Genomic DNA, 12,086 nt, shown 5'->3' with positions numbered 1-12,086 from the left:
TATCCTGCAAAACTTGATAGCGAGTGCCTGCACGAGTCTTTTCCGGTAGCATTCCCACCAGATTGACCCGCCTGGAATCCCCAATGTCCGACCGCCTGACCCTGCTGCGTCCCGACGACTGGCATATTCATCTTCGCGATGGTGCTGCGTTGCCCCAAACCGTGGCCGATGTAGCGCGCACGTTTGGCCGCGCCATCATCATGCCTAACCTGGTACCACCGGTGCGTAACGCAGCCGAAGCCGATGCCTATCGCCAGCGAATCCTCGCTGCGCGCCCGGCCGGCAGTCGCTTTGAACCGCTGATGGTGCTCTACCTTACCGACCGCACCCAGCCCGAAGAAATTCGTGAGGCCAAGGCCAGCGGTTATGTTCACGCCGCCAAGCTGTACCCGGCGGGCGCGACCACCAACTCCGATTCCGGCGTGACCAGTATCGACAAGATCCTGCCGGCCATCGAAGCCATGGCCGAGGTCGGCATGCCGCTGTTGATCCACGGTGAAGTTACACGTGGCGATGTCGACGTGTTCGATCGCGAGAAGATCTTCATCGACGAGCATATGCGCCGAGTGGTCGAGCTGTTCCCGACCCTCAAGGTGGTGTTCGAACACATCACCACCGCAGATGCCGTGCAGTTCGTCACCGAGGCTTCGGCCAACGTCGGCGCGACCATCACCGCCCATCACCTGCTGTACAACCGCAACCACATGCTGGTGGGCGGGATTCGACCGCACTTTTATTGCTTGCCGATCCTCAAGCGCAACACCCACCAGGTGGCTTTGCTGGACGCCGCCACCAGCGGCAACCCGAAGTTCTTCCTCGGTACAGACTCGGCGCCCCACGCGCAGCACGCCAAGGAAGCCGCCTGCGGTTGCGCGGGGTGCTACACCGCGTTTGCCGCCATCGAGCTGTACGCCGAAGCGTTCGAACAACGCAACGCCCTGGACAAGCTCGAAGGCTTCGCCAGCCTCAACGGCCCGCGCTTCTATGGCCTGCCGGCGAATACCGACCGCATCACCCTGGTTCGTGAAGACTGGACCGCCCCTGCCAGCCTGCCCTTTGGCGAGTTGACCGTTATCCCGCTGCGCGCCGGTGAAACACTGCGCTGGCGCCTGCTGGAGGAAAGCAAGTGAGTGAAGACCATTACGATGACGAACAGGAACATGGCGGTGGCGGCGGTTCGCGCCATCCGATGGCCGAACGTTTCCGCGGCTACCTGCCTGTGGTTATCGACGTAGAAACCGGCGGCTTCAACTGCGCCACCGATGCCTTGCTGGAAATTGCCGCGACGACTATCGGCATGGACGAGCAGGGCTTCGTGTACCCGGAACACACCCACTTCTTCCGCGTCGAGCCGTTTGAAGGCGCCAACATCGAAGCGGCGGCCCTGGAGTTCACCGGGATCAAGCTCGATCACCCATTGCGCATGGCGGTGAGTGAAGAAGCGGCGCTCACCGACATTTTCCGCGGCGTACGCAAGGCGCTGAAGGCCAATGGCTGCAAACGCGCGATCCTGGTAGGGCACAACAGCAGCTTCGACCTGGGTTTCCTGAACGCCGCCGTGGCGCGCCTGGACATGAAACGCAACCCGTTCCATCCCTTCTCCAGCTTCGACACCGCCACCCTCGCCGGCCTCGCCTACGGTCAGACCGTACTGGCAAAAGCCTGCCAGGCCGCCGGTATCGACTTCGACGGCCGCGAGGCTCACTCGGCCCGCTACGACACCGAGAAGACCGCCGAGCTGTTCTGCGGCATCGTCAACCGCTGGAAACAGATGGGCGGCTGGGAAGACTTCAACGATTGAAGTTAATCCCGCGCATAAAAAAACCGGCCTTTTCAGGCCGGTTTTTTTTACCTTGAATCTGGCTTACAGCTTGCCAGCGTTCTCGGTCAGGTAAGCCGCAACACCTTCGGTGGAAGCGGTCATGCCTTTGTCGCCTTTTTTCCAGTTGGCAGGGCAGACTTCGCCGTGCTCTTCGTGGAATTGCAGAGCGTCGACCAGACGAATCAGCTCTTCCATGTTACGGCCCAGTGGCAGGTCGTTGATGATCTGCGAGCGCACAACGCCCTTATCGTCGATCAGGAACGCGCCACGGAACGCTACGCCGCCTTCGGACTCAACGTCGTAGGCCTTGGCGATATCGTGCTTCATATCGGCTGCCATGGTGTATTTGACTTTGCCGATGCCGCCATCGTTGATGGCGGTGTTGCGCCAGGCGTTGTGGGTGAAGTGGGAGTCGATGGAAACGGCGACCACTTCAACGTTACGCGCCTTGAAATCGTCCATGCGGTGATCCAGAGCGATCAGCTCGGATGGGCAGACGAAGGTGAAGTCCAGCGGGTAGAAGAACACCAGGCCGTATTTGCCTTTGATGGCTTCAGACAGTTTGAAGCTGTCTACGATTTCGCCATTGCCGAGGACGGCGGGTACGTCGAAATCCGGGGCTTGTTTGCCGACGAGTACGCTCATTGGATATCTCCTGATGTAAGGGTGACGATTGAAGTAACAGGACCAGCATCGAGTCTGCCTTCGTTCAGCGACAGACCTGTGACGCGGTCACGCTTCGTAAAGATCGACCATCATACACCGAAAAAACCGTTCGTCAGCGCACAGGCAATGTGCGCCGGATTGATGATGAAACTACTTTGACAATCATTCTCGTTAACATTAAGATCCATCGCACTTAAGCCCTAAACCCGCGACGGTTCTCCCTTATGTATGTGTGCCTCTGTACTGGCGTCACCGACGGACAAATCCGCGAAGCAATCTATGAAGGTTGCTGCAGCTACAAGGAAGTGCGTGAAACCACCGGCGTTGCCAGCCAGTGTGGTAAATGCGCCTGCCTTGCCAAGCAAGTGGTACGGGAAACCCTCACGCAGTTGCAGACAGCCCAAGCCGGGCTGCCCTACTCGGCAGAATTTACACACGCTTAAATAAGCGTGTTTTAAAGAACCGGACCCAGTGTCCGGTTTTTTTATGCCCGCAATTCAATTAGTTAGCGCGAAGACGCGGAACACAAACATTCTTATTCCGATTAATTTTCATTTATTATTCAATAACTTAGGTTTGACACCAAGATTGCCGCCGCTCAAACTCCGCCCATACACAGCGATTACAGGGCAGGACCCCAGTCATGAAAGGCGACATTTCAGTCATCCAGCAACTCAACAAAATCCTTGCCAATGAACTGGTCGCGATCAATCAGTACTTTCTGCATGCGCGCATGTATGACGATTGGGGCCTGGAAAAGCTCGGCAAACGCGAATATAAGGAATCGATCAAGGCCATGAAGGACGCCGATGCGCTGATCAAACGCATCCTGTTCCTGGAAGGTCTGCCGAACGTGCAAGACCTGGGCAAGCTGAATATCGGCGAGCACACCCAGGAAATGATCGGCAGCGACCTGGGCTTTGAACGCAAGAGCCACAGCGACCTCAAGGCCGCCATCGCTCACTGCGAAACCACTGGCGACTATGGCAGCCGCGAACTGTTGGAAGATATCCTCGAAGACCAGGAAGAACACATCGACTGGCTGGAAACCCAACTGGGCCTGATCGACAAGGTCAGCCTGGAGAACTACCTGCAGTCGCAGATGGGCGAATAACGCCTGCGGCTCTCGTTTAATTTTGATGTAGGAGCGAGCTTGCTCGCGAAGAACTCAGCGCCACCGCGTTTATCCAGAATGAACGCGTTGCCTGGGCGTTTTTCGCGACCAAGCTCGCTCCTACAGAGAAGCCAAAAAAAGCCCCGCTCTCTTTTGAGAAGCGGGGCTTTTTATTGCGAGGCCTTTTACAGGAGCATCACGCTTCGGTTTTGGCTGCCGCTTTTGCCGCTGCGTCTTTGACCAGCGCTTGCAACGAGCCATCAGCTGCCATTTCAGTGATGATGTCGCTGCCGCCAACCAGTTCACCGGCTACCCACAACTGCGGGAAGGTCGGCCAGTTGGCGTATTTAGGCAGGTTGGCGCGAATTTCCGGGTTTTGCAGGATATCCACGTAAGCGAACTTCTCGCCACACGCCATGATGGCCTGGGACGCTTTCGCGGAGAAACCGCACTGAGGAGCGTTCGGAGCGCCTTTCATGTAAAGCAGAATGGTGTTGTTGGCAATCTGCTCTTTGATCGTTTCGATGATATCCATGGAACACCTCTGCAGGAACTTTGCGACTCACAGGTCGGCACGGTGGCGCATTGTAACGCAAAAAACCCACAGGATGCTCAGGCGCGCCGACAGCCAGCATCAAGCCGCGGCAACTTTCACGGGTACGCCATTGAGCGCTGCATTGCCCGACAGTTCGTCCAATTGCCGCTCATCGGTCAAATCATTCGCACTTGCCCCCGGCTGGCTACTGGCAATGCTCATTTGCACGCCCGGGCGCCCGTGGCCCCAGCCGTGAGGCAGGCTGACCACGCCAGGCATCATGTCCAGGCTGGCCACCACTTCCACCTCCACCATGCCGATCCGCGAGCTGACACGCACTCGCTGGCCATCGCTCAGCTGGCGACGGGCCAGGTCATCGGGGTGCATCAGCAGTTGATGGCGCGGCTTGCCCTTCACCAGCCGGTGATAGTTATGCATCCAGGAATTATTGCTGCGCACATGGCGACGGCCAATCAGCAGCAGCTCGTCCGCCCCAGGCAGCGGTTGCGCCGCAAAACGCGCCAGGTCCGCCAGGATCACCGACGGCGCCGCCTGCACCTTGCCGTCGGCGGTTTTCAGCCGGGCGGCCAGGTTTGGCGTAAGCGGCCCCAGGTCCACGCCATGGGGATGATCGGCCAGCATCGCCACGGACAACTGGTGCGGGGATGCATCACCGTAAGTCCCGGCGCGCAAACCGAAGTCGATCATCTGCGCGGGTGGCATTGTTGGTTTGAGCGCCACACCGGTGTGCGCCGCAAATGCCTTGGCCAAACCGACAAAAATTTCCCAGTCGTGCAGCGCACCTTCAGGCTTGGGCAGTATCGCGCGATTGAAGCGTGTGACGTTGCGCACCGCGAACATATTGAAGGTGGTGTCGTAGTGATCATTCTCCAGCGCCGACGTGGACGGCAGGATCAGGTCGGCATAGCGCGTGGTCTCATTGATGTAAAGGTCAACGCTGACCATGAACTCCAACCCATCCAGCGCCTGCTCCAGTTGGCGGCCATTGGGCGTCGACAATACCGGGTTGCCGGCCACCGTCACCAGGGCGCGAATTTGCCCTTCACCTTCGGTGAGCATCTCTTCGGCCAGGGCAGACACCGGCAACTCTCCCCCGTACTCGGGGCGCCCGGACACGCGGCTCTGCCAGCGATTGAAATGCCCGCCGCCGGTCGAGGCCACCAGATCCACCGCTGGCGTTGTGCATAAGGCGCCGCCCACGCGATCCAGGTTGCCGGTCACCAGGTTGATCAACTGCACCAGCCAATGACACAACGTGCCGAACGCCTGGGTCGAGACGCCCATGCGCCCGTAGCAAACCGCTTTATCCGCCGCCGCGAAATCCCGCGCCAATTGGCGGATTTGCTCGGCAGGCACTGCGCACTGAGGGCTCATGGCCTCGGCGGTAAACCCGGCGATCGCCCGGCGCACATCGGCCAAACCTTCAACCGGCAAATGGCTGTCGCGGGTCAGCCCCTCTGCAAACAAGGTGTTGAGCAGCCCGAACAACAAGGCTGCATCGCCACCGGGGCGCACGAACAGATGCTGATCGGCAATCGCCGCCGTCTCGCTGCGTCGAGGGTCGACGACCACCACTTTGCCACCTCGGGCCTGGATCGCCTTGAGGCGCTTCTCTACATCGGGCACGGTCATGATGCTGCCGTTTGAGGCAAGGGGGTTGCCGCCCAGAATCAGCATGAAGTCGGTGTGGTCGATGTCCGGAATAGGCAGCAACAGGCCATGGCCGTACATCAGGTGACTGGAAAGATGATGGGGCAACTGGTCTACCGACGTCGCCGAGTAGCGGTTACGTGTTTTCAACAAGCCAAGAAAGTAGTTGCTGTGGGTCATCAGCCCGTAGTTATGCACGCTGGGGTTGCCCTGATACACCGCCACCGCATTCTGTCCGTGCCGGGCCTGGATGCCCGCGAGGCGTTCGGCTACCAGCGCAAAGGCATCGTCCCACGGGATCGGTTGCCATTCGCTACCCACCCGCAGCATCGGCCGGTGCAGGCGGTCCGGGTCATTCTGGATGTCCTGCAACGCCACCGCTTTGGGGCAGATATGCCCTCGACTGAAGGTGTCCAGCGGGTCGCCCTTGATCGAAGTAATCGCCAGGCTGCCGGCGTCGTCCTGGGTCGTTTCCAGGGTAAGGCCGCAGATGGCTTCGCACAGGTGGCAGGCACGGTGATGGAGAGTCTTGGTCATGGCCAGTCTCTTTTATAAGGGCTTTGTTCAACTATGGGCTGCGGCCGCGCAGTGCGCCAGTAACGTTCGTGCTGTGAATCGCCGGACATAGGCCAAGGCACGGCTAAGCGTGAGCAAATGTTTCGAGAACGCCCCGCACGCGCCTCAAACCGCTATAAGCACGCCCGCAGGCGCCCCTGCGCATTGCAAAAGGTCTCGATGCCAGTGTACAAATGGGCCGCTGCTGTCTGGAAACCGTCTTCAAACGCGCTTCGGCGCCCTGCTTGAACACCCTTGAAAACCGTAGCCCTATTGGTAAGACGCGACATTTAATGTCAATATCGCGCCTTCCCCTATTTCGTCGCCCCGTGCGGCTTTCGCCGCAGGTCTCGCCCGTTGTCACAATAAACAAGGCTTTGAGTATCTGCGGTCTGTTGCAAAAGGTAGTTAATGATGAGCGCAAGGCACTTTCTCTCCCTGATGGATTGCACGCCCGAAGAGCTGGTCAGCGTGATCCGTCGAGGCATTGAGCTTAAAGACCTGCGTAACCGCGGCGTACTGTTTGAGCCTTTGAAAAACCGCGTGCTCGGGATGATCTTCGAGAAGTCCTCGACCCGCACCCGCTTGTCCTTCGAAGCCGGCATGATTCAACTCGGTGGCCAGGCTATCTTCCTGTCGCCCCGCGATACCCAACTGGGCCGTGGTGAGCCGATCAGCGATTGCGCCATCGTGATGTCGCGCATGCTCGACGCCGTGATGATCCGTACCTTCGCCCATAGCACCTTGACCGAATTTGCCGCCAACTCGCGCGTGCCCGTGATCAACGGCCTGTCCGATGACCTGCACCCATGCCAGTTGCTGGCCGACATGCAAACCTTCCTCGAACACCGCGGCTCGATCCAGGGCAAGACCGTTGCCTGGATCGGCGACGGCAACAATATGTGCAACAGCTATATAGAAGCTGCCATCCAGTTCGACTTCCACCTGCGTATCGCCTGCCCGGAAGGTTACGAACCCAGCGCCGAGTTCATGGCCAAGGCCGACGGCCGTGTGCAACTGCTGCGCGATCCGAAAGACGCGGTGGTCGGCGCACACCTGGTCAGCACCGACGTCTGGACCTCCATGGGCCAGGAAGACGAAACCGCCAAGCGCCTGGCCCGGTTCGCGCCGTTCCAGGTGACCCGCGCCCTGCTCGACCTGGCTGCGCCGGACGTGCTGTTCATGCACTGCCTGCCCGCCCACCGTGGCGAAGAAATCAGCCTCGACCTGCTCGACGACCCACGTTCGGTCGCCTGGGACCAGGCTGAAAACCGCCTGCATGCGCAAAAGGCCCTGCTCGAATTTCTCGTCCCACCGTCGTACCACCACGCATGAGCCAGCCATTACTGCTGAACCTGCGCAATCTGGCATGCGGCTATCAAGATCAACGAGTGGTGCAGAACCTCAATCTGCACCTCAACGCCGGCGACATCGGTTGCCTGCTGGGCTCTTCGGGCTGCGGCAAAACCACCACCCTGCGTGCGATTGCCGGGTTCGAGCCGGTGCACGAAGGCGAAATCAGCCTGGCGGGTGAAGTGATCTCCAGTGCCGGTTTCACACTGGCACCGGAGAAACGTCGTATCGGCATGGTGTTCCAGGATTACGCGCTGTTTCCCCATCTGAGCGTGGCAGACAACATTGCGTTCGGCATTCGCAAGCACCCGCACAAAGACCGTGTGGTCGCCGAGTTGCTGGAACTGGTCAACCTCAAAGACCTGGGCAAACGCTTCCCCCACGAGCTTTCCGGTGGCCAACAGCAACGCGTCGCCCTCGCCCGCGCCTTGGCGCCGGAACCGCAACTGCTGCTGCTGGACGAACCCTTTTCCAACCTGGATGGCGAACTGCGTCGCAAGCTCAGCCATGAAGTGCGCGACATTCTCAAGGCTCGCGGCACCAGCGCGATCCTGGTCACCCACGATCAGGAAGAAGCGTTCGCCGTCAGCGACCACGTTGGGGTTTTCAAGGAGGGGCGTCTTGAGCAATGGGACACGCCCTATAACCTCTATCACGAACCGCAGACGCCTTACGTCGCCAGCTTTATCGGCCAGGGCTACTTCATTCGTGGCCAATTGAATTCACCGGAATCGGTCAGCACCGAACTGGGCGAGCTGCGTGGCAACCGTGCCTACACCTGGCCGACCGGCGGCGCGGTGGACGTGCTACTGCGCCCGGATGACATCGTCTACGCGCCGGACAGTGCGCTCAAAGCACGGATTGTTGGCAAGACCTTCCTCGGCGCGTCGACCCTCTACCGCCTGCAACTACCGACGGGCGCACAGCTGGAGTCGATTTTCCCCAGCCATGTCGATCAGCAAATGGGCGCGGATGTGGGCATTCGGGTGGCCGCCGAGCATCTGGTTCTGTTCCAGGGCGTAAGTAGCCGCCTGACGAAACCGGACTAAAAATGTGGGAGGGGGCAAGCCCCCTCCCACATTGGATCACCATTCACCATAGGGCTGAAAATCAGACTCGGCCAATCGGTGCAAAAGTGGCTTGGGTATGTTCAGCCAACACACTGGCCGGTAATTCAACTTCCAGCCCCCTGCGCCCGGCGCTGACAAAAATCGTCGCAAACGGCTGCGCCGTCACATCGATGAAGGTGCGCAAGCACTTCTTCTGCCCCAACGGGCTGATACCGCCCAGCAAGTATCCCGTGGACCGCTGCGCCGCCGCCGGGTCGGCCATTTCGACTTTCTTGACGCCTGCCGCATGCGCCAGGGCTTTGAGATCCAGGCTTCCGACGACCGGCACCACCGCCACCAGCAATTCGCCCTTCTCACTGCTGGCGAGCAACGTCTTGAACACCTGCGCCGGATCGAGGCCCAATTTTTCCGCGGCCTCCAGGCCATACGAAGCCGCCTTGGGATCGTGTTCATAACTGTGGATACGATGTTCGGCGCGAACTTTTTTCAACAGGTCCAAGGCAGGGGTCATGCGGGCTCCAAGCGTGCAAACTGATGGCCAATTCTAGGCCAAGCGCGCCGAAAACGCTCTAGTACAGAGGTTCACGGGCACCGATGCCCAGCGTCCATTGTGATCATTCACCATACCAATAGTTAGGAAATGACCAATGGTTCACTTTCGACCTTTGACAGCGGTCATTCTTGTCTATATTTTTTCGTTTCCGAATACTGTAGGAATAGCCCTAGGTACTCGAGCAGTAAGCCGTGGCGCAGGATGGGGATCCTCCTCACGGTGAAAATCGCGCAACCGCCCGTTGAGGCAGTGCGCCAGACAAGAACAACAACTGAGGTTTTCCATGACAACTGCTCTTCAACAGCCTTCACTTTCGAGCCAATGCATGGCCGAATTCCTCGGCACTGCGCTGCTGATCTTCTTCGGTACCGGTTGCGTCGCTGCGCTCAAGGTCGCGGGTGCGAGCTTTGGCTTGTGGGAAATCAGCATTATCTGGGGGGTCGGCGTAAGCATGGCGATTTACCTGAGTGCCGGGATTTCCGGGGCTCACCTCAATCCGGCGGTGAGTATCGCCCTGTGTATTTTCGCCGATTTCGAAAAGCGCAAACTGCCCTTTTATATCCTCGCTCAAATCGCCGGCGCCTTCTGCTCCGCCGCGTTGGTGTACACCCTCTACAGCAACCTGTTTTTCGATTACGAACAAACTCACCACATGGTACGTGGCTCCCAGGCCAGCCTGGAGTTGGCTTCGGTGTTCTCCACCTATCCTCATGCACTGCTGAGCACTGCCCAGGCATTCTTGGTGGAAATGGTCATCACGGCCATTCTGATGGGCGTGATCATGGCCCTGACGGACGATAACAATGGCCTGCCACGCGGCCCGTTGGCCCCGCTGCTGATTGGCCTGCTGATCGCCGTCATCGGCAGCGCCATGGGCCCATTGACCGGTTTTGCGATGAACCCGGCGCGGGATTTCGGGCCCAAGCTGATGACCTTTTTCGCGGGCTGGGGTGAAATGGCTTTCACTGGCGGTCGCGATATTCCTTACTTCCTGGTACCGATTTTCGCACCGATTGTCGGCGCATGCCTTGGCGCTGCAGCGTACCGCGGGCTGATCGCCCGTCACCTGCCGAGCGCCGCACCTGCTATAGCTGAAACACCTGACACGGCTGTCAACGGCAAAACCCGTATTTCCTGAAAGCGCCAGCCGGGCTCCCTGCCGTTCGTGACCCCGGCTGATTCCTGACTTCCTTATTTCGTCCAAGGCAATTGACATGACCGACCTTCAGAATAAGAACTACATCATTGCCCTTGATCAGGGCACCACCAGTTCCCGCGCGATTATCTTCGACCGTGATGCCAACGTGGTGTGCACCGCCCAGCGTGAATTCGTCCAGCATTACCCGCAGCCCGGCTGGGTCGAGCATGACCCAATGGAAATCTTCGCCACCCAGAGCGCGGTGATGGTCGAGGCACTGGCTCAGGCGGGCCTGCACCATGACCAGGTCGCCGCCATCGGCATCACCAACCAGCGCGAAACCACCGTGGTGTGGGACAAGGTCACCGGCCGCCCGATCTACAACGCCATCGTCTGGCAGTGCCGCCGTAGCACCGAAATCTGCCAGCAGCTCAAGCGCGACGGCCATGAGCAATACATCAGCGACACCACGGGCCTGGTCACCGACCCCTACTTCTCCGGCACCAAACTCAAGTGGATCCTCGACAACGTCGAAGGCAGCCGCGAACGTGCGCGCAACGGCGAGTTGCTGTTCGGCACCGTCGACAGCTGGCTGATCTGGAAATTTACCGGCGGCAAGACCCACGTCACCGACTACACCAACGCTTCGCGCACCATGCTCTTCAACATCCATACCCTGGAGTGGGATGCGAAGATGCTCGAGATTCTGGACATTCCGCGGGAAATGCTGCCGCAAGTGAAGTCGTCGTCCGAGATCTACGGCCGCACCAAGAGCGGCATCGCCATTGGCGGCATTGCCGGCGACCAGCAAGCCGCGCTGTTCGGCCAGATGTGCGTCGAAGCCGGCCAGGCCAAGAACACCTACGGCACCGGCTGCTTCCTGCTGATGAACACCGGCGACAAAGCGGTGAAATCCAAGCACGGCATGCTCACCACCATCGCCTGCGGCCCACGTGGCGAAGTGGCCTACGCACTGGAGGGCGCTGTCTTCAACGGCGGTTCCACCGTGCAGTGGTTGCGTGACGAGCTGAAAATCATCAACGACGCCCACGACACCGAATACTTCGCCGGCAAGGTCAAGGACAGCAACGGCGTCTACCTGGTGCCGGCCTTCACCGGCCTGGGCGCGCCCTACTGGGACCCGTATGCCCGAGGCGCACTGTTCGGCCTGACCCGTGGCGTACGCGTGGATCACATTATTCGCGCAGCGCTTGAGTCGATCGCCTACCAGACCCGTGACGTACTCGACGCCATGCAACAGGACTCGGGCGAACGCCTCAAAGCCCTGCGCGTCGACGGCGGCGCAGTGGCCAACAACTTCCTGATGCAGTTCCAGGCCGACATCCTCGGTACCCAGGTCGAACGCCCGCAAATGCGTGAAACCACGGCACTCGGCGCCGCCTACCTGGCGGGCCTGGCCTGCGGCTTCTGGAGTAGCCTGGACGAATTGCGCGGCAAAGCGGTGATCGAGCGCGAATTCGAACCACAACTGGATGAGGCAGCCAAAGAGAAGCTCTACGCCGGCTGGCAAAAAGCAGTCAGCCGCACCCGCGACTGGGAACCGCACGAAGGCGCCGAATAAGCCAAGCGCCGGATCTATATCGGGTTG

At 59.6% G+C, this 12,086-nt stretch carries 12 protein-coding genes; 8 read left to right on the top strand and 4 right to left on the bottom strand.

Annotation, left to right across the window (positions count from 1 at the left end; all coding sequences use genetic code 11):
- Window positions 1-83 precede the first annotated feature (83 nt).
- A complete protein-coding gene (gene pyrC / locus C4J94_RS06170) occupies window positions 84-1,130 on the top strand; it encodes a dihydroorotase (RefSeq protein ID WP_124385364.1) in 1,047 nt (348 codons plus the stop codon).
- On the top strand, window positions 1,127-1,801 hold the full coding sequence (rnt, locus tag C4J94_RS06165; RefSeq protein ID WP_124385363.1) for a ribonuclease T: 675 nt from the start codon (window positions 1,127-1,129) through the stop codon (window positions 1,799-1,801). Before pyrC ends, rnt begins: the two co-directional genes overlap by 4 nt.
- Window positions 1,802-1,864: 63 nt before the next feature.
- Here rnt and C4J94_RS06160 read toward each other — a convergent pair whose 3' ends face one another.
- A complete protein-coding gene (locus tag C4J94_RS06160) occupies window positions 1,865-2,467 on the bottom strand; it encodes a peroxiredoxin (RefSeq protein WP_057724790.1) in 603 nt (200 codons plus the stop codon).
- A gap of 245 nt (window positions 2,468-2,712) precedes the next feature.
- Here C4J94_RS06160 and C4J94_RS06155 point away from each other — a divergent pair, with 245 nt between their 5' ends.
- Together C4J94_RS06155 and bfr are read left to right on the top strand one after the other, a co-directional pair.
- Entirely contained in the window at window positions 2,713-2,931 is a 219-nt protein-coding gene (locus C4J94_RS06155) for a bacterioferritin-associated ferredoxin (RefSeq protein ID WP_124385362.1), read from the top strand.
- A gap of 200 nt (window positions 2,932-3,131) precedes the next feature.
- Window positions 3,132-3,602, top strand: coding sequence for a bacterioferritin (bfr, locus tag C4J94_RS06150; protein ID WP_124385361.1), 471 nt, complete (start codon window positions 3,132-3,134; stop codon window positions 3,600-3,602).
- A 196-nt stretch (window positions 3,603-3,798) separates the two neighbouring features.
- On the opposite strand, the gene grxD is transcribed toward bfr, so the two are convergent.
- Both grxD and C4J94_RS06140 read right to left on the bottom strand, forming a co-directional pair.
- Window positions 3,799-4,137 (bottom strand): Grx4 family monothiol glutaredoxin, encoded by a 339-nt coding sequence (gene grxD / locus C4J94_RS06145; RefSeq protein ID WP_124385360.1) that lies wholly within the window; start codon window positions 4,135-4,137, stop codon window positions 3,799-3,801.
- 99 nt (window positions 4,138-4,236) lie between these two features.
- Window positions 4,237-6,345 (bottom strand): molybdopterin oxidoreductase family protein, encoded by a 2,109-nt coding sequence (locus tag C4J94_RS06140; RefSeq protein ID WP_124385359.1) that lies wholly within the window; start codon window positions 6,343-6,345, stop codon window positions 4,237-4,239.
- A gap of 432 nt (window positions 6,346-6,777) precedes the next feature.
- Here C4J94_RS06140 and argF point away from each other — a divergent pair, with 432 nt between their 5' ends.
- Together argF and C4J94_RS06125 are read left to right on the top strand one after the other, a co-directional pair.
- Window positions 6,778-7,698 carry an ornithine carbamoyltransferase gene (gene argF / locus C4J94_RS06130; protein ID WP_124385358.1) on the top strand — a complete coding sequence of 307 codons (921 nt, stop codon included), beginning with the start codon at window positions 6,778-6,780 and terminating at the stop codon, window positions 7,696-7,698.
- Window positions 7,695-8,765, top strand: coding sequence for an ABC transporter ATP-binding protein (locus tag C4J94_RS06125; RefSeq protein WP_124385357.1), 1,071 nt, complete (start codon window positions 7,695-7,697; stop codon window positions 8,763-8,765). Before argF ends, C4J94_RS06125 begins: the two co-directional genes overlap by 4 nt.
- Before the next feature lie 61 nt (window positions 8,766-8,826).
- Here C4J94_RS06125 and ybaK read toward each other — a convergent pair whose 3' ends face one another.
- Window positions 8,827-9,297: a Cys-tRNA(Pro) deacylase gene (gene ybaK / locus C4J94_RS06120; RefSeq protein WP_124385356.1), complete on the bottom strand. Its 471-nt coding sequence runs from the start codon at window positions 9,295-9,297 to the stop codon at window positions 8,827-8,829.
- A gap of 325 nt (window positions 9,298-9,622) precedes the next feature.
- Here ybaK and C4J94_RS06115 point away from each other — a divergent pair, with 325 nt between their 5' ends.
- Both C4J94_RS06115 and glpK read left to right on the top strand, forming a co-directional pair.
- Window positions 9,623-10,477 (top strand): MIP/aquaporin family protein, encoded by an 855-nt coding sequence (locus C4J94_RS06115; protein ID WP_065891903.1) that lies wholly within the window; start codon window positions 9,623-9,625, stop codon window positions 10,475-10,477.
- Window positions 10,478-10,553: 76 nt separating this feature from the next.
- Window positions 10,554-12,059, top strand: a complete 1,506-nt coding sequence (glpK, locus tag C4J94_RS06110) for a glycerol kinase GlpK (RefSeq protein WP_124385355.1) — start codon at window positions 10,554-10,556, stop codon at window positions 12,057-12,059.
- Window positions 12,060-12,086: the final 27 nt, after the last annotated feature.

This window comes from Pseudomonas sp. R5-89-07, from assembly GCF_003851685.1.
In the GTDB taxonomy this organism is placed as follows: domain Bacteria; phylum Pseudomonadota; class Gammaproteobacteria; order Pseudomonadales; family Pseudomonadaceae; genus Aquipseudomonas.
Note: the sequence above shows the minus strand (reverse complement) of the source record. Positions and strands in the feature narration are given on the sequence as shown.

What these genes read in the sequence shown, in the direction of transcription:
- pyrC (WP_124385364.1), top strand. Translation starts at nt 84, where the DNA reads ATGTCCGACCGCCTGACCCTGCTGCGTCCCGACGACTGGCATATTCAT.
- C4J94_RS06160 (WP_057724790.1), bottom strand. Translation starts at nt 2,467, where the DNA reads ATGAGCGTACTCGTCGGCAAACAAGCCCCGGATTTCGACGTACCCGCC.
- C4J94_RS06155 (WP_124385362.1), top strand. Translation starts at nt 2,713, where the DNA reads ATGTATGTGTGCCTCTGTACTGGCGTCACCGACGGACAAATCCGCGAA.
- bfr (WP_124385361.1), top strand. Translation starts at nt 3,132, where the DNA reads ATGAAAGGCGACATTTCAGTCATCCAGCAACTCAACAAAATCCTTGCC.
- grxD (WP_124385360.1), bottom strand. Translation starts at nt 4,137, where the DNA reads ATGGATATCATCGAAACGATCAAAGAGCAGATTGCCAACAACACCATT.
- C4J94_RS06140 (WP_124385359.1), bottom strand. Translation starts at nt 6,345, where the DNA reads ATGACCAAGACTCTCCATCACCGTGCCTGCCACCTGTGCGAAGCCATC.
- argF (WP_124385358.1), top strand. Translation starts at nt 6,778, where the DNA reads ATGAGCGCAAGGCACTTTCTCTCCCTGATGGATTGCACGCCCGAAGAG.
- C4J94_RS06125 (WP_124385357.1), top strand. Translation starts at nt 7,695, where the DNA reads ATGAGCCAGCCATTACTGCTGAACCTGCGCAATCTGGCATGCGGCTAT.
- ybaK (WP_124385356.1), bottom strand. Translation starts at nt 9,297, where the DNA reads ATGACCCCTGCCTTGGACCTGTTGAAAAAAGTTCGCGCCGAACATCGT.
- C4J94_RS06115 (WP_065891903.1), top strand. Translation starts at nt 9,623, where the DNA reads ATGACAACTGCTCTTCAACAGCCTTCACTTTCGAGCCAATGCATGGCC.
- glpK (WP_124385355.1), top strand. Translation starts at nt 10,554, where the DNA reads ATGACCGACCTTCAGAATAAGAACTACATCATTGCCCTTGATCAGGGC.